This is a genomic window from Paracoccus sp. (in: a-proteobacteria), from assembly GCF_047973135.1.
Taxonomy (GTDB): domain Bacteria; phylum Pseudomonadota; class Alphaproteobacteria; order Rhodobacterales; family Rhodobacteraceae; genus Paracoccus.
Window position 1 is genome coordinate 1 of record NZ_JBKEBL010000164.1, and the last position, 26,095, is coordinate 26,095.

General features: G+C 63.4%; 28 protein-coding genes. 8 read left to right on the top strand and 20 right to left on the bottom strand.

The features are described from left to right. Nucleotides 1-63: 63 nt before the first annotated feature. The 13 genes from ACK5L9_RS12530 to ACK5L9_RS12590 form a co-directional block, all read right to left on the bottom strand. Nucleotides 64-906: a sugar phosphate isomerase/epimerase family protein gene (locus ACK5L9_RS12530; RefSeq protein ID WP_416911800.1), complete on the bottom strand. Its 843-nt coding sequence runs from the start codon at nucleotides 904-906 to the stop codon at nucleotides 64-66. Between the two features lies 1 nt (nucleotide 907). Then, nucleotides 908-2,053 (bottom strand): dihydrodipicolinate synthase family protein, encoded by a 1,146-nt coding sequence (locus tag ACK5L9_RS12535; protein WP_416911801.1) that lies wholly within the window; start codon nucleotides 2,051-2,053, stop codon nucleotides 908-910. A 9-nt stretch (nucleotides 2,054-2,062) separates the two neighbouring features. Next, entirely contained in the window at nucleotides 2,063-2,827 is a 765-nt protein-coding gene (locus tag ACK5L9_RS12540) for a 3-ketoacyl-ACP reductase (protein WP_416911802.1), read from the bottom strand. After that, nucleotides 2,824-3,966, bottom strand: a complete 1,143-nt coding sequence (locus tag ACK5L9_RS12545; protein WP_416911803.1) for an acyl-CoA dehydrogenase family protein — start codon at nucleotides 3,964-3,966, stop codon at nucleotides 2,824-2,826. The genes ACK5L9_RS12540 and ACK5L9_RS12545 overlap by 4 nt, the downstream gene beginning before the upstream one ends. A gap of 93 nt (nucleotides 3,967-4,059) precedes the next feature. Continuing rightward, a complete protein-coding gene (locus ACK5L9_RS12550; RefSeq protein WP_416911804.1) occupies nucleotides 4,060-5,322 on the bottom strand; it encodes a glycerate kinase type-2 family protein in 1,263 nt (420 codons plus the stop codon). After that, on the bottom strand, nucleotides 5,319-5,483 hold the full coding sequence (locus tag ACK5L9_RS12555) for a hypothetical protein (RefSeq protein ID WP_416911805.1): 165 nt from the start codon (nucleotides 5,481-5,483) through the stop codon (nucleotides 5,319-5,321). Before ACK5L9_RS12555 ends, ACK5L9_RS12550 begins: the two co-directional genes overlap by 4 nt. After that, nucleotides 5,480-7,051 carry an acyl CoA:acetate/3-ketoacid CoA transferase gene (locus ACK5L9_RS12560; RefSeq protein ID WP_416911806.1) on the bottom strand — a complete coding sequence of 524 codons (1,572 nt, stop codon included), beginning with the start codon at nucleotides 7,049-7,051 and terminating at the stop codon, nucleotides 5,480-5,482. The genes ACK5L9_RS12555 and ACK5L9_RS12560 overlap by 4 nt, the downstream gene beginning before the upstream one ends. Nucleotides 7,052-7,067: 16 nt before the next feature. Further along, nucleotides 7,068-8,666: a GMC family oxidoreductase gene (locus ACK5L9_RS12565; protein ID WP_416911807.1), complete on the bottom strand. Its 1,599-nt coding sequence runs from the start codon at nucleotides 8,664-8,666 to the stop codon at nucleotides 7,068-7,070. Nucleotides 8,667-8,676: 10 nt separating this feature from the next. Continuing rightward, nucleotides 8,677-10,173: an aldehyde dehydrogenase family protein gene (locus ACK5L9_RS12570; protein WP_416911808.1), complete on the bottom strand. Its 1,497-nt coding sequence runs from the start codon at nucleotides 10,171-10,173 to the stop codon at nucleotides 8,677-8,679. Nucleotides 10,174-10,184: 11 nt separating this feature from the next. Further along, entirely contained in the window at nucleotides 10,185-11,126 is a 942-nt protein-coding gene (locus ACK5L9_RS12575; protein ID WP_416911809.1) for an ABC transporter permease, read from the bottom strand. A gap of 9 nt (nucleotides 11,127-11,135) precedes the next feature. Continuing rightward, nucleotides 11,136-12,641 (bottom strand): sugar ABC transporter ATP-binding protein, encoded by a 1,506-nt coding sequence (locus tag ACK5L9_RS12580; RefSeq protein WP_416911810.1) that lies wholly within the window; start codon nucleotides 12,639-12,641, stop codon nucleotides 11,136-11,138. Between the two features lie 9 nt (nucleotides 12,642-12,650). Continuing rightward, a complete protein-coding gene (locus ACK5L9_RS12585; RefSeq protein WP_416911811.1) occupies nucleotides 12,651-13,604 on the bottom strand; it encodes an ABC transporter permease in 954 nt (317 codons plus the stop codon). A 62-nt stretch (nucleotides 13,605-13,666) separates the two neighbouring features. Beyond that, on the bottom strand, nucleotides 13,667-14,770 hold the full coding sequence (locus ACK5L9_RS12590) for a sugar ABC transporter substrate-binding protein (protein WP_416911812.1): 1,104 nt from the start codon (nucleotides 14,768-14,770) through the stop codon (nucleotides 13,667-13,669). 193 nt (nucleotides 14,771-14,963) lie between these two features. Here ACK5L9_RS12590 and ACK5L9_RS12595 point away from each other — a divergent pair, with 193 nt between their 5' ends. After that, the gene (locus tag ACK5L9_RS12595; protein ID WP_416911813.1) at nucleotides 14,964-15,659 is read left to right on the top strand and encodes a TetR family transcriptional regulator; all 696 of its coding nucleotides are present in this window, start codon (nucleotides 14,964-14,966) and stop codon (nucleotides 15,657-15,659) included. Here ACK5L9_RS12595 and ACK5L9_RS12600 read toward each other — a convergent pair. Both ACK5L9_RS12600 and ACK5L9_RS12605 read right to left on the bottom strand, forming a co-directional pair. After that, on the bottom strand, nucleotides 15,656-15,799 hold the full coding sequence (locus tag ACK5L9_RS12600) for a hypothetical protein (RefSeq protein WP_416911814.1): 144 nt from the start codon (nucleotides 15,797-15,799) through the stop codon (nucleotides 15,656-15,658). The genes ACK5L9_RS12595 and ACK5L9_RS12600 overlap by 4 nt on opposite strands. A 72-nt stretch (nucleotides 15,800-15,871) precedes the next feature. Continuing rightward, entirely contained in the window at nucleotides 15,872-16,951 is a 1,080-nt protein-coding gene (locus tag ACK5L9_RS12605; protein WP_416911815.1) for a PA0069 family radical SAM protein, read from the bottom strand. A 270-nt stretch (nucleotides 16,952-17,221) separates the two neighbouring features. Between ACK5L9_RS12605 and ACK5L9_RS12610 the strand changes: the two genes are divergently transcribed. Then, nucleotides 17,222-17,395 carry a hypothetical protein gene (locus ACK5L9_RS12610; protein WP_416911816.1) on the top strand — a complete coding sequence of 58 codons (174 nt, stop codon included), beginning with the start codon at nucleotides 17,222-17,224 and terminating at the stop codon, nucleotides 17,393-17,395. 5 nt (nucleotides 17,396-17,400) lie between these two features. On the opposite strand, the gene ACK5L9_RS12615 is transcribed toward ACK5L9_RS12610, so the two are convergent. Further along, a complete protein-coding gene (locus ACK5L9_RS12615) occupies nucleotides 17,401-18,000 on the bottom strand; it encodes an HNH endonuclease (protein ID WP_416911817.1) in 600 nt (199 codons plus the stop codon). A 255-nt stretch (nucleotides 18,001-18,255) separates the two neighbouring features. Here ACK5L9_RS12615 and ACK5L9_RS12620 point away from each other — a divergent pair, with 255 nt between their 5' ends. Then, nucleotides 18,256-18,690: a VOC family protein gene (locus ACK5L9_RS12620; protein WP_416911818.1), complete on the top strand. Its 435-nt coding sequence runs from the start codon at nucleotides 18,256-18,258 to the stop codon at nucleotides 18,688-18,690. A 4-nt stretch (nucleotides 18,691-18,694) separates the two neighbouring features. Here ACK5L9_RS12620 and ACK5L9_RS12625 read toward each other — a convergent pair whose 3' ends face one another. From ACK5L9_RS12625 to ACK5L9_RS12635, 3 genes are read right to left on the bottom strand one after another with little or no spacing between them, the layout of a single operon-like run. Next, nucleotides 18,695-19,348 (bottom strand): alpha/beta hydrolase, encoded by a 654-nt coding sequence (locus ACK5L9_RS12625; protein ID WP_416911819.1) that lies wholly within the window; start codon nucleotides 19,346-19,348, stop codon nucleotides 18,695-18,697. Beyond that, on the bottom strand, nucleotides 19,345-19,968 hold the full coding sequence (locus ACK5L9_RS12630) for a DNA-3-methyladenine glycosylase family protein (RefSeq protein ID WP_416911838.1): 624 nt from the start codon (nucleotides 19,966-19,968) through the stop codon (nucleotides 19,345-19,347). Before ACK5L9_RS12630 ends, ACK5L9_RS12625 begins: the two co-directional genes overlap by 4 nt. A gap of 4 nt (nucleotides 19,969-19,972) precedes the next feature. After that, the gene (locus tag ACK5L9_RS12635; protein WP_416911820.1) at nucleotides 19,973-20,602 is read right to left on the bottom strand and encodes a GntR family transcriptional regulator; all 630 of its coding nucleotides are present in this window, start codon (nucleotides 20,600-20,602) and stop codon (nucleotides 19,973-19,975) included. Between the two features lie 66 nt (nucleotides 20,603-20,668). Between ACK5L9_RS12635 and ACK5L9_RS12640 the strand changes: the two genes are divergently transcribed. The 5 genes from ACK5L9_RS12640 (at nucleotide 20,669) to ACK5L9_RS12660 (ending at nucleotide 25,175) form a co-directional block, all read left to right on the top strand. Further along, entirely contained in the window at nucleotides 20,669-21,313 is a 645-nt protein-coding gene (locus ACK5L9_RS12640) for a pyrimidine 5'-nucleotidase (protein WP_416911821.1), read from the top strand. A 52-nt stretch (nucleotides 21,314-21,365) separates the two neighbouring features. Next, nucleotides 21,366-21,545 carry a hypothetical protein gene (locus tag ACK5L9_RS12645; RefSeq protein ID WP_416911822.1) on the top strand — a complete coding sequence of 60 codons (180 nt, stop codon included), beginning with the start codon at nucleotides 21,366-21,368 and terminating at the stop codon, nucleotides 21,543-21,545. A 21-nt stretch (nucleotides 21,546-21,566) separates the two neighbouring features. After that, a complete protein-coding gene (locus ACK5L9_RS12650) occupies nucleotides 21,567-22,763 on the top strand; it encodes a UbiH/UbiF family hydroxylase (RefSeq protein WP_416911823.1) in 1,197 nt (398 codons plus the stop codon). An 83-nt stretch (nucleotides 22,764-22,846) separates the two neighbouring features. Then, the gene (gene ilvD / locus ACK5L9_RS12655; protein ID WP_416911824.1) at nucleotides 22,847-24,685 is read left to right on the top strand and encodes a dihydroxy-acid dehydratase; all 1,839 of its coding nucleotides are present in this window, start codon (nucleotides 22,847-22,849) and stop codon (nucleotides 24,683-24,685) included. Nucleotides 24,686-24,827: 142 nt separating this feature from the next. Continuing rightward, entirely contained in the window at nucleotides 24,828-25,175 is a 348-nt protein-coding gene (locus ACK5L9_RS12660) for a helix-turn-helix domain-containing protein (protein WP_416911825.1), read from the top strand. Between the two features lie 83 nt (nucleotides 25,176-25,258). On the opposite strand, the gene ACK5L9_RS12665 is transcribed toward ACK5L9_RS12660, so the two are convergent. Then, nucleotides 25,259-26,020: an IclR family transcriptional regulator gene (locus ACK5L9_RS12665; protein ID WP_416911826.1), complete on the bottom strand. Its 762-nt coding sequence runs from the start codon at nucleotides 26,018-26,020 to the stop codon at nucleotides 25,259-25,261. Nucleotides 26,021-26,095: the final 75 nt, after the last annotated feature.

Below are 26,095 nucleotides of genomic sequence, written 5' to 3' on the forward strand. Positions count from 1 at the left end.
GATGGCGCGGCGTCAACGGCTTTGATCCAAAAACGCCGCCGGCCATCCGTGATGATAGGAGGATCAGCAGACCGTACGGAACCGCTGCACCATCACATCCAGCACCTCGTTCGGGTCGCGCTTCCACCAGTTTCCGGCAGAAAACACCTCGACCTCGCACAGCCCGTCATAACCCGCGCCCTCGACTGCGGCGCGGATTGCGCGCAGATCGGCCACACCATCGCCCATCATGCCCCGGTCCAGCAGCATGTGGCCGGTGTCGTGCAGCCAGTCGCACAGGTGATACCCCATGATCCGCCCGCCTGCGCCTTGCAGGCTGTCGGCCAGCGTGCTGTCCCACCAGACATGATAGACATCGACCGCCACGCCGACATTCGGCGCGCCCGCCATGTCGCAGATACGCAGCGCATCGGCGACGGTGAAGATGCAGGTCCGGTTGCCGCCAAACATCGGGTTCAGCGGTTCCAGTGCCAGAGACACGCCGCGCGCGCCCGCATATTCCGCCACCTGCGCCACCCGCCCGGCCAGCCGCTTCTGGCTGTCGGCAATGCCTTTGGTGCCGGGATCGGTTCCGCCCGTCACGATGGTCAGCACCGGCGCGCCAAGGGCGGCGGCCATATCGATGCCGGCCTTGACCTCGTCATCCGAGCCCGCCTCTGATCCGGTCAGATAGGGCGTGCGGCACAGGCCCGCGACCCGCATCCCCGCCGCGCGAACGCGGTCGCCAATCTGAGCCGCCCTTGCCCCGATTTCGCGCCGCCAGAAGACGATGCCGCCAAGCCCGCGTTCGGCACAGGCGTCGATGACGCGTTCGGGGGGCCAGCCCGCGCCATACCCGTCCAGATTATGCCCCAGCGTCGCGGTGTTCAGCGCAAGGGCGGAATGGTCATTGCTGAAATCCCGCATCTTACGCGCCATAGATCGCCAGCAGCGACCGCATCCGTGCAACCGCCAGGTCGGGATCGCACAGCAGCCCCGCCTGATCGGCCTGACCGAATACCTGCACAAAATAGGGCAGCGGGCGCATCGCCTGATGGCCGTTCAGCATGATGAAATGATCCTGAAGCCCGTTCAGCCAGGCCAGAAACACCACGCCGGTCTTGTAATATTGCGTCGGCGCGCCAAAGATCGTGCGGGCCAGCGGGACGGTAGGGTCCAGCGTGGCGCGAAACCCCGCCGCATCACCTTGACCCAGCCGGTCCACCGCATAGGCCGCCGCCGGGGCCAGCGGATCGAAAATGCCCAGCAACGCGTGGCTGAAGCCGTGATCGTCGCCCTCGATCAGTTCGGGATAGTTGAAATCGTCGCCGGTATACATGCGCACACCCGCAGGCAGACGACGGCGCATGGTGATTTCCTTGCCCTTGTCCAGCAGGCTGATCTTGATGCCGTCCACCTTTGCCGCATTCGCATGAATGATCGCCAGCGCGGTCTCCATCGCGGTTTCGAAATCCGCCGCGCCCCAGTATCCGGCAAGCTGCGGGTCAAACATCTCGCCCAGCCAGTGCAGGATGACCGGATGATCGGCCTCGGCCAACACGCGGGTATAGACGTCGATATAATCCTGCGGACCCTTCGCCACACGCACCAGCGCCCGGCTGGCCATCAGGATCAACCTGCCGCCAAGGGCCTGAATCGCCTGCATCTGTTCCAGATAGGCGCGGATCACGTCATCGATGCCGCGCGCATCGGCGGGGTTCAGATGGTCGGTGCCGCAGCCATTGGCGATCAGCGCGTCGGGCAACTCGGCCCGTGTGCGGCGGATCAGTTCCAGCGCGCCAGGCCAGTCAAGGCCCATGCCGCGCTGCGCGGTATCCATCGCCTCGGCGATGCCAAGGCCCAGACCGGCCAGATGGCGGCGAAAAGCCATCGTCCTGTCCCAGTCCACCACGGCCGCACCAGAGGGATTGGCGGCGAAGGGATCGGCCACCACATGCGCGGCGGAATAGACCACGCGCGCAGCGTTCGCGGGCAGCGACGCCTGCGCGATGGGCGTACCTTGCAGGGTATAATCGGCCATGCGGCCCTGCGTGTCGGGCAAGGAAATCTTCATGACGAAACCTCAGTAACGGGGGACCAGCATCCCGGCATCAGCCGAAATCACCTGCCCGGTGGTATAAGGAAGCCGACCGCTGGCCAGGGTGGCGATGATTGCGCCCATATCGGCGGGCTGGCCGATACGCGGGAACAGCGTCATCCCGGCCTCGATCCTTTCACGATAGGTCTCGATGACCGAGGCGGTCATGTCGGTCGCGATCACCCCCGGCTGGACATCATAGACGGCAATGTTTTCCTGCCCCAGCCTTACGGCCAGCGCCTTTGATACCATCGCCGCCGCCGCCTTCGAGGCGCAATATTCCGACCGCGCAACGGCGACGGCGCTGGCGTTGGACGAGGTGACATTTACGATGGAATGAAATCCCACGGGCCGGGGCCGCGACAGCAGCAGCCGGGCAAAGGCCTGCGACAGGAAGAACATCGCCTTGCTGTTCACGTTCGCGCAGCGGTCCCAGCTTTCCTCGGTCACGTCCAGCAGATCGCCGCGGCTGATCACGCCGACGCCCGCATTATTGACCAGCGTAGTCAGCGGCCCCAGTTCCGCCTCGATCCGGGACAGTTCGCGCGCGTGGCCCGCGATGTCGGTCACGTCAAAAGGAGCGGCCATGACCCGGCCCCCGGCGTCGCGCAAACCGGCCACCGCCTCGCGCAGTTCCTGATCATCCGCAATGCCGTTGACGGCCACGGCAAAGCCCTCGGCGGCCAGCGACCGCGCCACCGCCAACCCGATCCCGCGCGAAGCGCCGGTGACAAGGGCGACCCCGCTCATGCGCGCGCGCCTTTTGCCATCAGTTCGCGCGCGATGATCATGCGCTGAATTTGATTGGTACCCTCGTAAATCTGGGTGATCTTCGCGTCGCGATAGAGGCGTTCGACCTCGAACCCCCTGATATATCCCGAGCCGCCGAAAACCTGCACCGCGTCCGCCGTTCGTGCCACCGCCATATCCCCCGCAAAGCATTTCGCCATGGAACAGTATTTCGTCGCGTCCTGCCCCAGGTCAATCTTGCTTGCCGCACTATGAACCAGCAGCCGTGCGGCCTCGATATCCTTGGCCATGTCGGCCAGCAGCCATTGCACGCCCTGAAAATCGCTGATCAACTTGCCGAACTGCCTGCGCTGCGACGCATAATCCACCGCCGCCTCAAGCCCGGCCTGCGCGATTCCTACGGCCAGCGCGGCGATGCCCACGCGGCCCTTGTCCAGAACCGACATCATCATATGGAACCCGCGCCCCTGCTGACCCAACAGCGCATCCGCCCCCAGCCGCACATCGGTAAAGGTCAGCGCCCCCACCTGAGACGCGCGCTGCCCCATCTTGTGTTCCTTGGGGCCGCGTTCGACACCCGGCGCATGCAGATCGACGATAAAGATCGACATGCCACGATTGCCCGCATTCTTGTCGGTGCGGGCAAGCACGAAACCCAGATCGGCGACCGGGGCGTTATGGATCCAGATTTTGCCGCCATTCAGCACCCAGCCATCGCCATCCCTGACGGCAGAGGTGCGAATGCCTGACACGTCGGTGCCCGCCTCGGGTTCGGTGATGCAATAGGCGACGCGGGTTTTCATCGCCAGAATATCGGCCAGCAGCCCGCGCTGCGCATCCGAGCCATGCCGGACAAGCAGGGTCGAGATCAGTTCGACCAGCCCGCATTGATCGGCGATGCTGGCATAGCCGCGCGACAGTTCCTCCATCACCACGGCATAGGTCATCGTGTCGAAACCGGGGCCGCCCATATCCTCGGGGACGGCGATGCCGAACAGTCCCAGCCCGGCCATCTGGTCATAGATCTCGGCGGGAAATCTTTCATCCCGGTCCAGCCCCTCGGCAGCGGGGCGAATGACCTCATCTGCAAAGCTGCGCGCCATGTCGCGCACCTGCTGTTGCATCTCTGACATATACATTGGGGCCTCTTTTTGTAACTGACCGGTTACTTATTGGTTGCAGTAATCCCGAGTCAAGAATTTTCATTCCGACCGGGGAAAAGAAGGGGGATTTCAGCGCAGCAGGATGGCGCGGAAATCGTTGACATTGGTGCCGGTCGGTCCCGGCACGAACAGGTCGCCAAGGCTGTGAAACGCGGTCCAGGCGTCATTGCTGCCCAGTGCCGCCGCCGGATCGCCACCCATGGCCCGCAGCCGCGCCATGCTGTCGCCATCGGCAAAGGCACCTGCGTTATCCTCGGACCCGTCGATGCCGTCAGTATCGGCAGCCAGCGCGGCAAAGGGCACGCCTTCGGCGGCCAGCGCGAGGGCCAGCAGAAATTCCGTGTTGCGCCCGCCCTTGCCCTTGCCGCGCAGGGTCACGGTGGTTTCGCCGCCCGACAGGATCACGCAGGGGCGGGTGAAGGGACGGTTGCGGGTCGCCACCTCGCGCGCGATGGCGGCATGGACCTGCCCAACGTCGCGCGCCTCGCCCTCGATGCAGTCGGACAGGATGAAGGCGGGAATGCCCTGCGACTGCGCCGCCGTGGCGGCCGCCTCAAGCGACAGCCGGGCCGAGGCAACGACGCGCGCCTGATGGCCGGTAAAGACCGGATCGCCGGGATCGGGGGCCTGACCCTGATCGCCCGCGATCCAGCGGGCGACGGCTTCGGGAAGGCCGATGCGCCAATTGCGGATCAGCGCCCGCGCGTCCTGACGCGAGGCGGCGTCGGGCACTGTCGGCCCCGACGCCACCTGCCACGCCTGATCGCCCGGCACATCCGACACGATCAGCGACACCACCCGCGCCGGATACGCCGCTGCCGCCAGCCGCCCGCCCTTGATGCCGGACACCTGCTTGCGGATCACATTCATCACGGAAATCGGCGCGCCCGAAGCCAGCAGCGCCCGGTTCAGCGCCGCCTCGTCATCCAGCGTCAGATCTCCGGGTGGCATGGGCAGCAGGGCCGAGCCTCCGCCGCAGATCAGCGCCACGACCAGATCGTCGCGGCCAAGCCCCTGCACGGCGTCGAACAGTGCCCGCGAGGCGGCCAGCCCCGCGGCATCCGGCACGGGATGCCCGGCCTCAAGCACGCGGATGCCGCGCGTCGGGCAGCCATAGCCATAGCGGGTCACGACCACGCCGGTCAGAGGGTCATCCCCCCACAGCCCTTCGAACGCGGCGGCCAGTTGCGCCGCGCCCTTGCCCGCGCCGACAACCACCGTCCGCCCCTTCGGACGGTCCGGCAGATGTGCGGCAAGCACCCGTTCGGGATCTGCGGCGGCGACAGCGGCGGTGAACAGGCTGGTCAGAAAGGCGCGATCCTGCGGTGTCATTCCTGCGTTTTCCCGTGATGACGGTTGCGGTAACTGGCCGACACTCGGGTATACGCGCCTGCGATCAACCGGGCCATAAGACCATTCTGTTCGCTTTCGGCGGCATTTACCAGCATCTGCGCCGATTCGGTGGCCCGCCGCGCCGCCATCGGGCCGGTCACAGCGTCAGGTCCATGGGTTCGTCGCGGAACAGGCGCAGGTCCATTTCCCGAAGATCGCCCGCCACTCGCAGCGGTGTGGCAGCCTGGTCCAGCACATCGCGTTGCAGGTCGATGCCCGGCGCGATTTCTGTCACCGTCAGCCCTTCGGTGGTCAACCGCAATACGCAACGTTCGGTTACATAGGTCACATCCTGCCCCTGCGCCACTGCCCGGCGGCCCGAAAAACTGACCTGATCAACCTTCGGCACGATCTTGGCAATCTTGCCCTCACGGTCGATGACGATCCGGCCATCCTGTACCCGCATCTTCGCCCCGGCATTGAAATTGCCGGAAAAGACGATCTTCTTCGCCCGCGTCGTGATATCGACAAAACCGCCCGCCCCCGCCGTCCGGTGCGGCGTGGCCGACAACCGAGAGACATTGACCGAGCCATCCGCGCCGATTTCCAGAAAGGACAGCAGCGAACAGTCAAAGCCTCCGGCCTGAAAATAGCAGAACTGATGCGGCGCGGCGACAAAGGCCTGCGCGTTGGCGGCACAGCCAAACTTGAAATCCAGCAGGGGTACCCCGCCCACCGCACCCTGTTCGATCACCCATGTGACCTTGCCGTGATGGCCTTCTTCCAGCAGGATGCGCGGGACGTTGGCGGAAATGCCAAAGCCGATATTCACCGCCCAACCGTCGCGCAATTCCGTGGCCACGCGGCGGGCGATGACCTTGCCGATATTGAAATCAGGGCGGCGGAAGCTGTGCAGAGGGCGGAACAACTCGCCCGAGATCGCCGGATCGTTGCGCGTCGCAGTGGTTTGCAGCATCTCGGGCGCCTCGACGATGACATCGACCAGAATACCCGGCACCTTGACGTCATGGGGCCGCAGCGTGCCATTGGCACAGACCCGCCGGACCTGGGCGATAACCTTGCCGCCGCAATTATGCGCCGCCAGCGCCATCTCCATCGCGCCCAGAACCGCGCCCTCTTGTTCGAAGGTCAGGTTGCCGTTCTCATCCGCCGTGGTGGCGCGGATAATGGCGATATCGGGGCGAATGGCGGGGAAATGCAGCCATGTGTCGCCGTCAAACTCTACCCGCCGCACGATGGGCTGCGCCCGCGCCCTGTCGTTCATCGCGCCGCCATCCTGTTCGGGATCGACAAATGTGTCCATCCCCACCTTGGTCAGCACGCCGGGACGCAGCGCCGCCCCCTCGCGCAGCATGTCGAACACTACGCCAGAAGGCAGGTTCCACGCCGCCAGTTCCCCGGCCAGAATCATCTGCCAGATCTTTGGCGGTTCGGCATTCGACGGACCCGAGGGATAGGAACCGCCAATGATCTTTGCCAGCAATCCGGGCCGCGCGTAATGATCGACGCCCTTTGTACCAAAGAAATCGCCCGCCGCGATCGGGTTGATCGAGGTGATGTTACGCGGCTCGCCGGTCGTTTCGAACCGTTGGCCAATGGCCTCAAGCACCGCGTCGGGACAGCATAGCCCCGAAGACGAATTTACCGCCATGACCGCGTTATCGGGGATAAGCGCGACGGCCTCGGCTGCTGTCTTGATTTTCGACATGATAACCCTCGTTGCCTCAGCGATTGCCGCGGATCATGTCCGACGCCTTTTCGGCGATCATGATCGTCGGCGCATTGGTGTTCGACCCGATCAGCGACGGCATGGTGGAACTGTCGCAGATGCGGATCGCGTCAAGCCCGTGTACCCGCAATTGCGGATCGACCACCGCCATCCGGTCCACCCCCATCTTGCAGGTACAGGTCGGATGATACGAGGTGCGGCCATATTGACGGGCATATTCTTCATAGTCGGCCTGCGTCCGCACGCCGACATCGGGAAAGCGCAGTTCCTTGATATATTCCTGCATGCTGGGCTGGCTGAATATGTCGCGGCTGATCCTGACGCCCTCGACCGAGGCCCGCAGATCGTCCGGATGGCCAAGGAAATTCGGGTCCACGCATGGCAGATCGCGCGGGTCAGCAGATCGCAGCCTGACCGAGCCGCGCGCCTTGGGCCGCAGCAAATAGCTGTTCAGCGTCACCCCGGACGACCCCTTGGGCACCGAAGGCACCCCGGCCTCGGCCCCCGCGCCCGCGAGAAAATGGAATTGCAGGTCGGGCACAGTGCCGCCCGGCTGGCTGTGCCAGAACGCCCCGCCCTCGACCACGTTCGACGTCACCGGGCCGGAATTGAACAGCATATATTGCATGCCTGCCCACAGGCCCCAATGCGGCTTGCCGTATTTGTCCAGACTGGTGTGGTCCTTCAGTTCGGCCACGATGTCGATGCCGAAATGATCCTGAAGGTTCTGACCCACGCCGGGCAGATCCTGCACCACGCCAATCCCGTGTTCGCGCAGGTGATCCGCCGGACCCACGCCTGACAGCATCATCAGCCTGGGTGTGCCCACCGCTCCCGAGGTCACGATCACCTCGGACCCGGCGGCGATCACCTCGGTCCCGGATTTGCGCGCGATTTCCACGCCGGTCGCCCGCGTGCCGTCAAAGACCACGCGCAGGACCATGCCGTCAGTGATCAGCGTCAGGTTCTTGCGATCCAGCACCGGCCGCAGATAACCCACCGCCGCCGAACAGCGCCGGTTGTTGCGGATAGTGGTCTGATAAACCCCCGCACCTTCCTGCACCGGACCGTTGAAATCGGGATTATAGGGCAGGCCAAGTTCCTGACAGCTTTTGACAAAGGCGCGGGTGGTACGCTGCGGATCGGGCAGGTTGGACACGCCCAGAGGCCCCTGCGTGCCGTGCCATTCTCCCGACAGGATGTCATTGCCCTCGGAGCGCAGGAAATACTGCTGGATGTCGCGGAAGGCCCAGCCCTCGCAGCCCTCGTCCGAGGCCCAACGGTCGTAATCCGAGGGGTGACCGCGCGTATAGACCTCGGCGTTGATCGAGGAACCGCCGCCCAGAACCCGCGCCTGCGCATAAACGATTTCGCGGTTATTGGCGTGTTTCTGCGGTTCTGTCACCAGCCCCCATGTCAGCGGACCCTGTGTCATCTTCGCGAAACCAACCGGCATGTGAATCAGCGGGTTGCGGTCCCTGCCGCCCGCCTCGATCAGGCAGACGCGGGCGTCGGGGTTTTCGGACAGGCGGGCGGCCAGAACGCATCCTGCCGAGCCTCCGCCGACGATTACATAGTCAAAGCCCTGTGCCATGTCCCGTCCCCTATCCGATCCAGCGGGCGCGTGGCCCGGTGTCGATATGGACGGTCTTGACCTGGGTGTATTCCTCGGCCCCCATCATGCCGCATTCGCGGCCCCAGCCGGATTGCCCGTATCCGCCAAGCGGGGTTTCCGGTCCGCCGGCCATGATGCAGTTGACCCAGAACCGGCCCGCGCGGATGCGGCGCGCGGCGGTCAGCGCGGTGTTGATGTCGCGCGACCACACGCTTGCCGCCAGCCCGTAAACCGTATCATTGGCCAGCGCCACGGCCTGATCCACCGTGTCGAAGGGCATCGAGACCAGAACCGGGCCGAAAATCTCGTCCCTGGCGACCGACATGCCGGGGGACACGCCGCCCAGCAGGGTGGGCGCGATGAACTGCCCCCTGCCCAGATCCAGCGCCGCGCCACCCGTACGGACCTGCGCGCCATCGGCCTTGCCCTGCGCGATATAAGACAGGATCGTGTCGTTCTGCGCCCCGGTGGTGATCGCGCCGATCTGCGTCGCCGTATCCAGCGGATCGCCGACGCGGATTTTCGCCATCTTCGCGGCCAGCAGCGTTTCAAATTCTGCGGCGATGCCGCGCGCCACGATCAGCCGCGACGAGGACACGCAGCATTGCCCGGTGTTGAAGCCGATCCCGAAAGCGGCGGCATCCGCCGCATCCTCAAGATTGGCGTCGGCAAACACGACGATGGGGTTCTTTCCGCCCAGTTCCAGCCCCAGCTTCTTGAAATTGCTGCTGGCCGAGGCATGCACGACCGAGCGTCCGACACGGGTTGATCCGGTAAAGGACATCATGTCGATGCCGTGATGTTCGCTCATTGCCTGACCGATGGTCGGGCCGGTGCCGGTGACGACGTTATAGACGCCGTTGGGCAGCCCGGCCTCGGACAGGATATCGGCAAGGATCAGGGTCGTTGCGCTGGTCACTTCGGCGGGCTTTACCACCAGCGTACAGCCCGAGGCCAGGATAAAGGGCACCCGTTCGCACAGGATCAGCAGCGGAAAATTCCACGGCGTGATCAGCCCCACAACCCCCACCGGTTCGCGCAGCACCAGCCCCAGCAGGCTGTCGCCCAGATTGTTGAAACTGTCGCCATGCAGCAACCGCGCGGCACCCGCCCCGGTCTCGAAACAGGCAATGCAGTGATCGACCTCGCCCCGCGCCTGCACGATGGGCTTGCCGTTTTCCAGCACCTCCCAATATGCCAGTTCGTCCCGGCGGGCCCGCAACAGGGATGCCGCCCGCAACAGGATGGCTGCGCGTTCGCTGCCCGGCAGGCCCGACCAGCGGCGATCCTCGAAGGCGGCGCGGGCGGCCGAGACCGCCGCATCCAGATCGGCCTGCGAACATTGCGGAACGCGGGTCACACCGACCCCATGCGCAGGCGAATGGCGTGTCATCATCTGATCGCCGTCGCGCCATTCCCCGTCAATGAAAAAGCCGAATTCGCGCGGCGTTTCGGGCAGTGACAGACGGTTTGCGGGATGATCCATGATAACCTCCGTTACTTGACTGTGCGCAGTTTGCTGCGGTCGATGGTCAGGGCGATGGCGACGATCAGCACCAGTCCGAACACCATCTGCTGCTTGGTCGCGTCGATCTCGAAATACAGCATCGAGGACCGGATCACGGCCACGATCAGCGTGCCGATGGCGGTGTTCAGCACGCCGCCAACGCCTCCGGTCAGGGGCGTGCCGCCGACCAGCACCGCGACGATGGCGGGCAACAGGAAACCATTGGCAATGGTCGGCGCACCGCCCGACAGCTTGACCGCAAAGATCAGCCCGGCAATCGCCGCCAGCGCCCCTGAAATCGCAAAGGCCAGCATCTTGAACCGCGCCACGTTGATCCCCGAGGCCGCCGCCGCCAGTTCCCCCGCACCCACGGCCTTCAGCGCGCGGCCAAGCGTGGTACGGCGTTCGATGAACAGCGCGATGCCCAACAGCACAATGGCGATGATCAGCGCATTCGGAACTATGCCGGTCTGCCCGATGATCCAGCCAAAGATGCGGTTGCGTTGTTCTGCATCCATGGTCACGGCCCGCTGCGAGGACAGCCATTGTGCCATCGAAAAGGCCAGCCCCCCCACTGCCAGCGTCGAGATGAACGACGGCACCAGCAGCCGCGTGGTAACAAAGCCCGACAGATAGCCAAGGCCAAAGCCCAGCAGGATGCACAGCAGCGCAACCCCCGGCCCCAGACTGGCCAGCCAGATCGTCGCGACCACGGTGATCATGTTCGCCATGGACTGCGCCGACAGGTCGATACCGCCGATATAGATGACAAAGGTCATCCCCAGGGCCATGACGAACAGCGGCACGATGTCGCCTGCCATGCCCAACAGGTTGACCGGGGCCAGAAAGTCGGGGTTTGCCAGCCCGACAAGCGCCATCAGCACGACCAGCGTGATCCACGGAAGATGCGGGCGGATTTTCTGAAAGTTCATTCTGCCACCTCAGATCATATAGTGAAGCAGGTCGAACAGCGACGGCTTGCTGCCCGGTTCCGCGTCAAAGCGTTTCTGGATCTCGCCGTCCTTGAGAACGATCAGCGTGTGCGACAGGCCAATGGCCTCTTCCAGCGTATCGGCCACAAGAATGATGCCGACTCCGTTCGCGCTCATTTCGCGGACCATATCGTAGACATCTTCCTTGGCGCCGATATCCAGACCACGCGTCGGGTGATCCAGAAGCATGATCCGCGTACCCCCGGACCGCCATTTCGCCAGCACTACTTTTTGCTGGTTGCCGCCCGACAGGTTGCCGCAATCGGCATATTCGGAATGCGCCTTGATCGACAGCCGCCTGATCCAGTCGCGCGCCAGTCCGCGTTCGCGACCCACGGCCAGAACGCTTTTGCTGGAATAATTTCCCATCTGCGACAGGGTCATGTTCTCATAGACATTCATCCCCGAGACGATGCCCTCGATCTTGCGTTCGCGGGGCACGTAACCCACGCCTGCGGCAACCGCGTTCTGCGCGGAAAAGCGCGACACCGCCGCGCCGTCGATGCTGACCCGGCCCTCGGTCGGGGTCAGCATGCCAAAGATCGTGCGCAGGATCGCCTCGCGCCCCGACCCCTCGGTGCCAACCAGACACAGAACCTCGCCTGCATGCAGCCTGAACGAGATGTCTTTCACCCGGCCCGGCAAGCCGACGCCGTCAAGCTCCAGCAGCACCTTTTCCGCATCATAGGGTTTCTGGTGCTGTTCGCGGTAATATTCCTTGTCCACGTCGCGACCGACCATCTTGTGCTGGATCTCGTCCGTGGTGGCCTGTCCGCGTTCGACGACATCCACGACCTCGCCATCCTTCATCACATAGATGCGGTCGGACAGTTCCATCACCTCGTCCATCCGGTGCGAGACAAAGATGAACGACGCGCGCGATGTCAGTTCGCGCACCAGTTTGAACAGCAGCGCGACCTCTTCCTTGGCCAGAACCGAAGTCGGCTCGTCCAGAAGGATCACCAGATCGCCATCGACCCGTTCCTCAAGCGTCAGCACCTTGGCCAGTTCGACCAGTTGCCGCTGCGCGAAGGACAGGGCCGAGGTGATCGTTGCCGGGTCGATGTCCAGCTTGACCTTGGCAAGCTGCTTTTTCGCGGCCTCGGACATGGATTTCCAGTCGATGATGCCGCGCCGGGTGAATTGCTGTTCATAGCCCAGAAAGATGTTCTCCATCACCGTCAGGTTGGTGATCAGCGATTGTTCCTGGAACACCATCCCGATGCCCTTGGCCATCGCATCGCGCGGGCTGGCAAAGCGGACGGGCTGGCCGTCGATGGTGACTTGGCCGCCATCGGGCTGATAGGCGCCGTAAATCACCTTCATCATGGTTGATTTGCCGGCGCCGTTCTCGCCGACCAGACCGACGATCTCGCCGCGCCTGATCTGGAAGTCGATGGATTTCAGCGCGTGAACGCCGGGGAATTTCTTGTCTACGGCCTTGAGCTCATACATGGCGGGGCCTCATTTCACGAAACTGATGGTCTTGCGGTCGGTCGAAAGCACCACCGCGACGATGACAAGGACGCCCAGAACGCCGTCCTGAATAAAGGTCGGAAGGCCAGCGACGACCATGCCGTTGCCGATGACGGTGACAATCAGCACGCCGACCAGCGCGTTCCACACGCCACCGATTCCGCCCCACAGCGCCACGCCGCCAACCACGACCGAGGTGATCGAGGTGAACATCATGTTCGCGCCGGTGGTCGATTCTGCCTGACCCAGCCGCGCCACCATCATGATCGCCGCCATGGCATAGAACATGCCAGCCAGCGCAAAGCCCATGATGCGGACGCGTTTGACGTTCAGCCCCGAGGCATGGGCCAGATCCTCGCCTCCGCCGACGGCATAGAAATTGCGCCCCAGCGTCGTCTTGGTCTGGATGAACCATGCGCCCAGAAAACACAGCGCCGCCAGCCAGCACATCAGCGGAAATTGCAGCACACGCACCGTCAGCAGGCCACGGAACACATCGTCATGGATGCGCACGATGGCCCCCCCAGTGATCAGGATTGCCGCGCCCGTGCCAACAAAGCCCATCGCCAGCGAGGCCATGAAGGACGGAATTTTCAGCCGCACATGCACCAGCCCGACCGCCGCGCCGATGGCTGTGCCGATGATCAGCGTCACGGGCAGCGCGATCCAGCCAAAGGGGATCAGCGTATCCCCCAGGCCCAGAAACAGCAGGCTGAACAGCACGGCGGTCAGCGCGACCGTGCCTTCCATCGACAGGTCAATGGAACCCATGATGATGATGAAGGTCACGCCAAGAGCCACCATCAGCGGCGGCGAGGCCGCGATGGCCAGACGCGCGAAATTGCGCACGGAAAGGAAATTCGCGTTGACCAGCGTGAACAACGCGATCAACAGGATGAGCACCAGCAACGGAGCCCATTTCAACAGGGTGTTCCGGTCCATAATACCGCCTTGTCAGAAATGTCGCAGGGGTGCGGGCAGCCGGTGCCGCCCGCCGAACCGCCTTAGCCGTTATACTGGATGGGGCCCGCCAGCAGGCTCCAACGGTCGTTCCAGTCGTATGCGGGGTTCGAATCCAGGTATTTCGCCTTGAATTCAGCGGCATCCGCCTGTGTCACCACCAGCGAGGGACCATAGAATTCGCGATGCTCGTTCGGTTCCTCGGACGGCTTGAACGCGCCGATAGCCGCCTGATGCGCCAACGCCAGCGAGATACCGCCACCCCAGAACGGATTGGTAAAGACGGTGGCCAGCAGATCGCCATCCATGACCATCTGCACCGCCTCGGGATTGCCGTCAAAGCCGGTCACGGGCATCTGCATGCCCTCGGCCTTCAGCGCCTCAAGCACGCCGTAGGCCATGTTGTCATTGGCGCAATGCACGCCCGCAATCTCGTCGCCATAGCGGGTCACGAACGAGGACATCAGACTGGCGGCCTTGGCAGTGTCCCAGTCGGCGGACTGCACATCCAGCAATTCGATATCGGGATATTCGACCAGCGCCTGTTTCAGCCCCTCCAGCCGTTCGATGGCGGGGATATTCGCGGGGATGCCGCCGATATGGACGATGGCGCCCTTGCCACCGATAGCCTCGAACAGCGCAATCGCCGCCTGTTTCGATGGCTCGACGCCCGACCAGCTCATGTGGCTGACATAATTGTCGCCGAAATCCCAAGGATGCAGATCATCGGCCTTGTTCCAGATAGTCGAGACAAAAGCCCCGGCGGCCTGAGTTGCCTCGACGATGGGGCGCGCATTGGGGCTGTCATTCGGATCGCAGGCAATGGCGCAATTGCCGTTATTCTTCGACAGAAAACCCTTGATGTCGGACAGCGACTTTTCGGACGAGCCCTCGTTGATCAGGTTCGTCAGTGCCGATTTATTCAGCCCCAGCGATTCCACATAGGCCTCGCCGCCCGAAACGATGGCGTTCCAATAGGCCGAAGCGCGGTCGCGATAGGACCATGCAAGCGCCGGGTTTTCGGCAGCCAGCGCCGGGCGCAGCGTACCGGGCAACGCCAGACTGCCCATGCCCGCCGCCGAGGCCAGCAGGAATTTCCGGCGGTTGAGTTTCTCGCGTTCAATGAAATCGCGGATGAAAGTTGACATGTATCCCTCCCTGAATGCGGTCGTAAGCCGCTGGTTGCGGACCGTTCGCCCGCATCGCGCCTGCCAATCGCAGTTTACGCACTATCTGGTTACTTCATGAAACCTTCGCGCGTCAAGCGGCTTTGCGAATGCCGCGCCTTGGAAATGCCCGGTTCGTGCCTTAGAACGGGCAGATTGAACAAAGGATGTGACCGTGACGGCAGCAGATCGCGACCAGCAGCAGGATCAGGCCAGCAAGGCCCGCGCCCGTGATTCGAAGCCAAGGATCCGTGATGCCGAGGCGACCAGAGGCCGCATTCTGGCCGCCGCGAAGCGCGAATTTTCACGCCTTGGGCTGGCTGGCGCGCGGGTGGATACCATCGCCGACAAGGCCAGGGCCAACAAGCGGATGATCTATCACTACTTTGGTAATAAGGAGGCGCTGTTTCAGGCGGTCATCGAACAGGCTTATGTCGATATCCGCACCGCCGAAACCCGCCTGAACCTTGAAGACCTGCCCCCGGTCGAAGCACTGGAACGTCTGGTTCGCTTTACCTGGACCTACTATCTGGACAACCCCGAATTCATTACGCTGGTCAACAGCGAGAACCTGCACCGCGCCAAGCATCTGAAGAAATCGCCGCTGGTCCAAAGCTATAGCCGCCAATATGTCGATCTTGTGGCAAATATCCTTGAACGGGGCACCGCCGAGGGCGTGTTCCGCGAAGGCGTCAACCCGGTGCAACTGAACATCACCATCGCGGCAATCGGCTATTACTATCTCACCAACCGCTTTACCGGCTCGATCATCTATGAACGCGACCTGATGGACCGCGAGGCGCTGGACGAACGCCTGCGCTTCAACATCGACACGATCCTGCGGCTGGTCTGCGTCCGGCGCACGCCCTAACGCCAGAAGCTGAGATATTCGACGGCCGCGACGATCTGCTTACCCGCCATCACCGGCAGCCCCAGATGCAGCCAGAGGTGATCCGCCACAAGGATGGTGACGATCACGGCGAACAGGAAAAGTGCGATCTGGTTGGTCATGGCGGTCACTGAGATCGGAAATCATGCATGAAGGTTCGGCCTGTCACGCGGCAAGGTCAAGGGGGCGCATGTCTAGAACAGTGACAACTGGTCGCCTGCGCGCGGAGGGGGACCAAAGCGGCTGCTGTCCAAAGGTTCCATTCCCTCGCGATAGGCCAACCGCCTGCAAGTCAGGCGAAAACGTTGATGCATCAGCCCGACCTCGATCCCTTCGCCACGAAAGCGATGCCCATAGCGAGGGTCGTTGTCGCGCCCGCCGCGCATCGCCTGCACCCGGTTCATCACATGCGCGGCCATTCCCGGACGCAGCCGCGCCAGCCAGTCACGGAACAGCGGCGCGACCTCATGGGGCAGGCGCAGCGGGATCATGCTGGCATAGGTCGCACCGGCCTCGCGCGCGGCGGTCAGGATCGCCTCGATCTCGGGTTCGGTCAGGACGGGGATCACCGGGGCGACCATCACCCGCACCGGAATACCGGCGCGCGACAGGTGGCGGATCATGTCCAGCCGGGTCTGCGGCGCGGGTGCGCGGGGCTCCATCGCGCGGGCCAGCCCGGCATCCAGCGTAGTCACGCTGATGCCAATGGCCGCCTGCTGCCGCGCCGCCATTTCCGCCCACAGATCCAGATCGCGCAGCACTGTCCGCCCGCGCGTGATCAGCGTAACCGGATGGTTCCAGTCGCGCAAAACGCGCAAAATACCGGGCATGATCGCCATCCGCGCCTCGACCGGCTGATAGGGGTCGGTATTCGTACCCAACGCCACCGGCGCGACCTTGTAGGAAGGGCGCCCGATTTCCCGCTCCAACAGGCGGGCAGCATTGGGTTTGGCGGTGATTTTCGTTTCGAAATCAAGCCCAGGAGACAGGCCAAGATAGCTGTGGCTGGGCCGGGCATAGCAATAGATGCAGCCATGTTCACAGCCGCGATAGGGGTTGATCGAGCGGTCAAACGCCAGATCGGGCGAATTGTTGCGCGTGATGATGCTGCGCGGTTGTTCCGTCACCACTTCGGTCCTCAAAAGATGGTTGTCCTCGGGAATGTCCCAACCGTCAGAGACCCGTTCCCGGCTGTGGGTTTCGAACCGGCCATCGGGCCGGGTATCGGCCCCTCGGGCCTTCAGCAGTTCATCTGGGTTGCGTGGTGGCAGCATGGCCCAAGCCTAGAACATTCAGCGAACATTTGCCATGATTCGTTACGCCGCTGCCCTGTCGCCGAATGCCCCGGATACCCATCCGAACGGGCTGTTTCAGATTCGCGATAAATATGTCGTTGTAACGGACAGAATAGAGACACACGATAACCGATTTCGCGCACCGGACCGCTTGATGAGTGGAAATACGCAAAAATTGAACCATCTGCGTGACGGCGCTTTTCATATCACGTCCGCATCGCCATATTGAAAACGAGGAGACTGAATACGATGCCGCTGCCGCAATTTCTGCTGACGATACTACTGGTCGCAATCGCGACCGTCATGACGCTATGGGCCAGCGTCGCCTCGGGGATTTCGCTGCTTCTTCTTGCGCTTGTCATCCTGAGCGTGGCTGCGGTGCTGCATCTGTCGATCAGCAGTCATCGCGATCAGGACGGCTGACGGGATCAGCTTTCCAGTTCGGCGTCCCAATACAAGAAATCCATCCAGCTTTCATGCAGATGGTTCGGCGGAAAGCGTCGGCCGATCGCGTGCATTTCTTCCGGCTCGGGACGGCGCGGCTTGCGCCGCAACGTCAGCCCCGAATGGCGCAGGCTGCGATTGGCCTTGCGCAGATTGCAGGGCGAGCAGGCCGCAACGACATTATCCCAGCTTGTCACCCCGCCGCGTGACCGGGGCACGACATGGTCAAAGGTCAGATCGCCCTTGGCACCGCAATACTGGCAGCAGAATTCGTCGCGCAGAAAAAGATTGAAGCGCGTGAAGGCCACGCGCTTCTGGGGTTTCACATAATCTTTCAGGACAACGACCGACGGGATCCGAAAGGCTTGCCGCTGACTTCGCACCACCTCGTCATATTCCGCCAGAATGCTGACCCGGTCCAGAAACACCGCCTTGATCGCCTCTTGCCAGGGCCACAGCGACAGCGGGTAATAGGATAACGGCCGGTAATCCGCGTTCAGCACCAGTGCCGGGTGATGGCGCAGATTCGTCGGTTCGCGCACGAACTGGGTCCGAAACTCGGTCTGATGACGCTTATCCAGCATGTCGCCTTTCCGTTCGCTCTGTCTTTTGCGGTCAGAAACAATCGTCGGAAGCTTGCCCCGACTATATATCGTGTCCGCCCCCTGACAAGCCCCCGGATTTATCCGTCATGCGGATGTTGCGATCACCGGCTGCGACAGATTGTCCTGTGGGCAGGAAGGTGGCAATCTGGGGCGTATCAATGCAGTGCTTCAACGGTTCTCCGATGCGCCATTTCATCACCGCCATTTTGACCGCCGCGACCACGGACTGATAAAGTGACCGCCGCCGCGCCCCCGATCCTTGGCACCCTTGAAACCGCGCTTTACGCGGATGATCTTGAGGCTGCGACACGGTTCTGGGTGGATGTGATCGGGCTGTCGGTGATTGCGGCGCTGCCCGGCAGGCATGTGTTTTTCCGCGTGACCGGTGATCCGCGCCCGCAGGTGCTGTTGGTCTTTAACCCCGAGGCCACCGGAAAGGCACCGCCAGAGGGCACGCCGAACGCCGCGCCAGCACATGGCGCGCGCGGGCCGGGGCATTTCTGCCTGGCCGTGGCGACCAGGCGGCTGGATGACTGGCGCGCGCATCTGATCGCGCATGGCGTCGGGATAGAGGCCGATTTCCGCTGGCCGGGCGGCGCGCGCTCGATCTATTTCCGCGATCCTGCGGGCAATTCCATCGAGATCGCAGAACCCGCCCTTTGGGCGTGACAGGTCACTTGCCCAGCCGGTCTTTCAGAAAACTCAGCGCGACGGACAGGCCGTCCGGCGAAATGCCGTGGCCGGTGCCCTTCATGACATGGCCGTAAACCGTGAACCCGGCCTTTTCCAGCGCCTCGCCAGCCACGCCCATATCGGCAAAGGGCACGACCGGATCCTCGTCACCGTGGATCAGCAGGACCGGCGGCTTGACCTTCGCCTCGGCCTCAAGCGTTTCGGGCTTCAGCAGCCGACCGGAAAAGCCGACGACCCCTGCCACCGGCCTGTCACGGCGAGGCAGGACGTACAGCGCCATCATTGTGCCCTGCGAAAAGCCAATCACGGCCAGCCGGTCGGCAGCGACGCCCTCATCCGCCAGCACCTTGTCCAGAAAACCGTTCAGCAATCCGATCGAGGTCGCCATCGCCTGCGCGGCCTGTTCCTCGGACGAGCCGTCCAGCCACGGAATCGGAAACCACTGATAGCCGAAGGGGTTATTCACGCTGCGCTCGGGCGCGTCGGGGGCGTAAAAGGCCGTGCCGGGCAGATGCGGCGACAGCGGATCGGCCAGACCCAGCAGATCGGCACCATCCGCGCCATAGCCGTGCAGGAACACGACCACCGCATCGGCGTCCTGCGGACCCTTGCGGGCGAATTTCAACTGCGTCATCGGATTCCCTCGCGTCCTTTTGCCAGCCGGTAATAGGCCCACAGCCCCCGCGCCGCAACCGCCCGCCAGGGCTGCCAGGGCAGCGCGATCTGACGCAGCGCGGCGGGGCCGGGACGATCCGCCAGCCCGTACATCATCCGCGCGGCCTCTTGCAGGGCCAGATCGCCGGCGGCAAAGACATCGGCGCGGCCAAGCGCGAATTTCAAATAGATCTCGGCGGTCCAGACCCCCACACCGGGCAGCGCGACCAGCGCAGCAATCGCCTGATCGTCAGGCAAATCGCGCAGGCCCGGCCAATCCAGCCCGGATGCCGCGATGCCCTGCAAATAGCGCGCCTTGGGCCGCGACAGACCGGCGGCGCGCAAATCGTCCTCCGTTGCGGCGGCGATATTTTCCGGCAGGGTCAGACCGGCGGCATCCAGCCGCGACCAGAGCGCATCCGCCGCCGCCACCGAAATCTGCTGCGCGACGATCGCGCTGGCCATCGCCTGAAACCCGTCACCGCGCCGCCGCAGCGGCAGGGGTCCGATTTCAGGCAGAACCCGCGCCCAGACCGGACAGACGCGGGCCAGATGCGCCACGCCCTCGGCCAGATCGGCCTCGGTTTCGATGATCCGCATGGCCTCAGCCACGATCCGCCTGCGCCTCCAGCTTGAGCCGCGTTTCCCATGCCATCGAAATATGCTGCCGCAGCGCCCTGTCCGCAGCAGCGCCGTCACCCGCCGCAATCGCATCTACAATGCGCTTGTGTTCGGCCAGCGCGGTTTCGCCCCGCCCCTCGGCGGCAAGCGAGGTTTTGGCCATCAGCGCCATGGTCCGGTGCACCAGATCAAGCTGCTGCACCAGATAACGATTATGCGAAGCCAGATGGATCTGGCGGTGGAACCGCTTGTTGGCGCGGGCCAACGCCTCGGGATTGCCAACCGCCTTCTGGTCATCGGCGACCAGTTGCGCCAGCACCCGCACCTCTTCGGGGGTGGCGTGGCGCGCAGCCAGCCGCGCCGCCAGTGCCTCAAGCTCGGCCCGGACGACGTAAAGTTCCGCCAACTGGTTGTGATCCAACGAGGCGACGATCAGGCTGCGCCCGTCGCGAACCAGCATCTGCTGCGTTTCCAGCCGCTGCAACGCCTCGCGCACGGGGGTGCGGCTGACGCCGAACCTTTCGGCCAGCTCGGATTCGACCAGCCGGTCGCCGGGGCGATACAGACCGCCCTCAATCGCGGCAAGGATCAGGGAATAAGCATCGTCTTTCATGACCGCAACGATTGGCCGCGCAATCCGGGAATTGCAAGCTTGTCCTTGACCGGCTAGGAAAACCACATGGATTTCGCTCATGTCGATTTCTGGATCTTTGATCTGGACAACACGCTTTATCCGCCCAGCATGGCCCTGTTCCCGCAGATCGAGGAACGGATGACCGCTTATGTCATGCGCCTTCTGGCGCTTGAGCAAAATCAGGCCGATCACCTGCGCCGCGATTACTGGCGGCGGCACGGCACGACGCTGGCCGGGCTGATGGCCGAACATGCGGTCGATCCGCTGGCTTATCTGACCGAAGTGCATGACATCGATTTTACCGGCCTTGTCCCCGCGCCCGATCTTGCCGATGCGATCCGCGCCCTGCCGGGCCGCAAGATCGTGCACACGAATGGCGATTCCACCTATGCCCGAAAGGTGCTGGCCGCGCGCGGGCTGGACCTGTTCGAGGCAGTGTTCGGCATCGAAGAGACTGGCTTTCACCCCAAGCCGCAGGCCATCGCCTATGACGCCGTGATCGCACAGGCGGGTTTTGACCCGACCCGTGCGGCATTTTTCGAGGATGACCCCCGCAATCTGGAAATTCCGCATCGGCTGGGGATGCGGACCGTGCTGGTCTCGGACAGCCGCAAAGCCGACGCGCCGCATATTGGCCACAGAACCGGCGATCTGACCGGATTTCTCAGGGCGATTGCCCCGCCCTGGTGAACGGCGTTAAATAAAGCCCGGCGCATCGAAGCCATAGAAAGGAAGCAGACCCATGTCCGAAGAACCCGCCGCCTCTGGCCTGACATTCCGCATTTATGCTGTGCTGTTGCTGGTGATCGTGCTGGCGGTGCTGCTGGTCTGGATCTTTGGCCTGCCGATGCTTGGACTGCTGGGCATCGTGCTGACACTGGTGGTCTTTGCCCTGCTGATCGCGTTCACGGCGGGAAACTAGAACACAAGCCGGAGGCTGATCATGGGTGCGAACGCCGAGAATGTCGATATTCTGATTTCGGGTGGTGGCATTGCCGGCCTGATTGCAGCGGCGGCCTTTGGGGCCGAAGGACATGCGACGCTTTGCATCGATCCCGCGCCGCCCGTGACCAGCGAAACCGCCGCCGGTGCGGATCTGCGCAGCACCGCCTTTCTGATGCCCTCGGTCGCATTGCTTCAGCGGATCCGGCTGTGGGATCGGCTGTCGCCCTTTGCCACGCCCCTGCAAATCATGCGGATCGTCGATGCGGGCGGGGCAACGCCCCGCGCCCGGCTGACCCGCGATTTCGACGCATCCGAGATCGGCGACCAACCCTTTGGCTGGAACCTGCCCAACTGGCTGCTGCGCCGAGAAATCGCCGCGCGGCTTGAGGAACTGCCGAATGTCCGCTTTCAGCCCGGTACTGCAACCGTCGACGTGATCACGGGGGACGAGGCCGCCCTGGTCACGCTGTCCGATGGCAGGCGCATCCGCGCCCGGCTGCTGATCGGGGCGGATGGACGCAACTCGGCGGTGCGACAGGCTTCGGGGATCGGGGTCCGGACCTTTCGCTATGGCCAGAAGGCGCTGGCCTTTGCCGTCACGCACGAAATCCCGCATCAGAATGTCTCGACCGAGGTGCACCGCTCGGGCGGGCCGTTCACACTGGTGCCGCTGCCCGACCGCGACGGCCAGCCATCTTCCGCCGTGGTGTGGATGGAAAGCGGCCCCGAAATCGCCCGGCTGACCGCCCTGCCCGCCGACGCCTTCGCAGCCGCTCTGAACAGCCGTTCAGCCGGAGTGCTGGGGCATCTGACCCGCGCCACGCAACTGACCACCTGGCCGATCATCAGCCAGATTGCCGACCGTTTTACCGCGCCCCGCACCGCCCTGATCGCCGAGGCCGCCCATGTCGTGCCACCCATTGGCGCGCAGGGCCTGAACATGAGCCTTGCCGACCTGTCCGCGCTGATCGAACTGTCGCGACACGATCCCGGCCATCGCGACGGCCTTGCCCGCTATGAACAGGAACGGCGACCCGAAGCTTATACCCGGCTGCTGGGCATAGACGCGCTGAACCGTGCCAGTCAGGCCAGCGCCCGGCCCTTGCGCGATCTGCGGGCAGCGGCATTGGGCGGGCTTTACGGCATCGCGCCGGTCCGTCGGCTGATGATGCGCGCGGGGTTGGGCTTGCGCTGAACCCCTGCCCCCGGCAGCTTGGGTCTTTCCCATCCACCGCAAGAAATGCTAGGGAAACGCCCGTATCCAAGAGGAGAGATTTCATGCCCGCCTATCGTTCCCGGACCACTACCCACGGTCGCAACATGGCCGGCGCGCGCGGCCTGTGGCGGGCGACGGGCGTAAAGGACAGCGATTTCGGCAAGCCGCTCATCGCCATCGTCAACAGCTTTACCCAATTCGTGCCCGGACATGTCCATCTGAAGGATCTGGGCCAGCTTGTCGCCGCCGAGGTCGAGGCGGCAGGCGGAATCGCCAAGGAATTCAACACCATCGCCGTGGATGACGGCATCGCCATGGGCCATGACGGGATGCTGTATTCCCTGCCCTCGCGCGAGGTGATTGCCGATTCTGTCGAATACATGGTCAACGCCCATTGTGCCGACGCGATGGTTTGCATCAGCAATTGCGACAAGATCACGCCAGGCATGCTGATGGCCTCGCTGCGGCTGAACATCCCGACGGTCTTTGTCTCGGGCGGGCCGATGGAGGCAGGCAAGGTCGTGTTGCAGGACGGCAAGGTCAAGGCGCTGGATCTGATCGACGCCATGGTCGCCGCTGCGGATGAGAACGTGTCGGATGCCGATGTGCAGGCGATCGAACAATCTGCCTGCCCGACCTGCGGGTCGTGCTCGGGCATGTTCACCGCCAATTCCATGAACTGCCTGACCGAGGCGCTTGGCCTGTCGCTGCCGGGCAATGGCTCGACCCTGGCCACCCATGCCGACCGCAAACGACTGTTCGTCGAGGCGGGGCACCTGATCGTCGATCTGGCCCGCCGCTATTACGAGGGCAATGACAGCGCCGTTCTGCCGCGCAGCGTGGCCAGCTTTGCCGCGTTCGAGAATGCCATGACGCTGGACATCGCAATGGGCGGATCGACCAATACCGTGCTGCACCTGCTGGCCGCCGCACATGAGGCCGAGGTCGATTTCACCATGTCCGACATCGACCGGCTGTCGCGCAAGGTGCCGGTGCTGTGCAAGGTCGCGCCGGCCAAGTCGGATGTGCATATGGAGGATGTTCACCGCGCCGGCGGCATCATGGCGATTCTGGGCGAACTGGACCGGGCGGGGCTTCTGGATACCTCGGTCGGCAGCGTTCATGCCGGGTCGCTGGCCGAGGCGCTGAATCGCTGGGATGTGGCGCGCACCAATTCCTCGTCCGTGCACGACTTTTTCCGCGCGGCCCCCGGCGGCGTGCCCACCCAGACCGCCTTTTCGCAGGATCGCCGCTATGACGAGGTCGATCTGGATCGCCGCAAAGGCGTCATCCGCGAGGCCGCGCATGCCTTTTCCACCGATGGCGGGCTGGCGGTCCTCTATGGCAATCTGGCCGAGGATGGTTGCATCGTCAAAACCGCCGGGGTTGACGAATCCATCCTCACCTTCACAGGCGCCGCCCATATCTTCGAAAGTCAGGACGACGCGGTCAGCGGCATCCTGACCGGCAAGGTCAAAGAGGGCGAGGTCGTGCTGATCCGGTACGAGGGACCGCGCGGCGGGCCGGGGATGCAGGAAATGCTGTATCCGACCAGCTATCTGAAATCCAAGGGACTGGGCAAGGCCTGCGCGCTGGTCACGGATGGCCGCTTTTCAGGCGGATCGTCGGGGCTGTCCATCGGCCATGTCTCGCCCGAGGCGGCCGAGGGCGGTACGATTGGTCTGGTGCAGCAGGGTGACACGATCCATATAGACATCCCGAACCGGGTGATCGAGTTGCAGGTGGATCAGACCGAACTGGACCGCCGCCGCGCGATCCGCGACAATGAGGGCTGGAAACCCGCCAAACCCCGGCAACGCAAGGTCTCGGCCGCACTGCGCGCCTATGCGGCGCTGACGACCAGCGCAGCGAAAGGCGCAGTCCGGATCGTTCCCGACTGATGCCAACGGGATTGAAGGCTGACCCGTGACCATATAGCCTGACGACTTTCTTCTGATTATATTGTCAGGCTATAATCATTTGATTTTACGCTGATGCTGCGCCAATTTGATGATCAAATTGGCTTCCGTCAGCTAAAGTGGATTGAATGAGACAAATGACTCCGGATATGGGAAACTGGGGTATGTTCAGGATCATCGCTCTCCCCCAGATTGTGTCCGACTTGAAGCAAGCATCGCGCATCCGGCGACACCGCAGAAACATGTCTGGCGTTGCCGTATTGTCCTGCTCAGTGCGCAGGGTCATGGTACGATGGCCGTCGTCACGCAGACAGGCAAATCCAGGAAATGTGTCTTGCGATGGCAGGCGCGCTTTCTGGCCGAGGGCGTCGATGGTCTGCTGCGGGAAAAGACCCGTCGGCCCGGCACACCGAAAACGGGGAACGCCGAAAACCGGGGCTGGCAAGGTGGCGGATGTGGTGGGCCTAATTAGCCTGACAACATAATCAAAAGAAAGTCGTCAGGCTCTATCATCGCTGCAAGAAATCGAGGGTTCCAAATGTTGGGTTCAATCCGCTAGGCACCGGTTCGGTCCGCGCCGGGACTGACCGAGCGTACAGCCTTGCGCAGCGCCGCAAGATAGGTGTCGTGCTGGCTGCGAAAGCGTTCGGTCACACCACCAAGTGCCAGAACGATGGGCTGGTCCTGCACCAGCACCGGCAGCATCATGGCCAGCGTCGCGCCGCCCTGAAACGGCATGTCCTCGCCATAGCCATAGCCCTGTTGCCGGATCCGGGCGGTGGCCTCGATCATGTCCTGCACCCCGGTCCGCCGAGCCGGATCCGGGGTGGCGATATTGGCGCGGCGGACCATGTTTTCCAGCTTGTCGCGGGGCAGAACCGCCATCAGCACATGGCCCGCGACCGAACGGGTCAGCGGGCGGATCGTGCCTTCCTCGACATGAAAGCGCAGGGCGTGGGTGGATTGCCGGGTCTGGATATATTGCAGATAGACATCGTTACCGGCACCCAGAAACACCCCCTCGCCGGTCGCGGCATGCAGGTCGTTCATCGCGTCGATGATCTGGCCCGATCCGAACAGCGCGCGCGGAATCCATTCACCCAGTCCCGTGACCTTGGTGGTCGGGAAATAGACCCGCCCGCGCCGGTCATAGTTGAGATAGCCAAGCCGGACGAGTGTTTTCAGCAGGACCGTCATGCTGGATCGCGGATAATCCAGCGCCCGCGCCAGTTCCGTCATGGAACGCGGCTGCCTGCCCCTGCGGAACGTTTCGAGGATTTCAAAGGCGCGCGCAGCGGATTTCACCTTGTCGCTCATCCGGCCTCTCGTGTTTCCTGAAAATTCAGCCACGTGAATTTAGTGTACACATACCAGAATTTTCTTGTCCGGGCA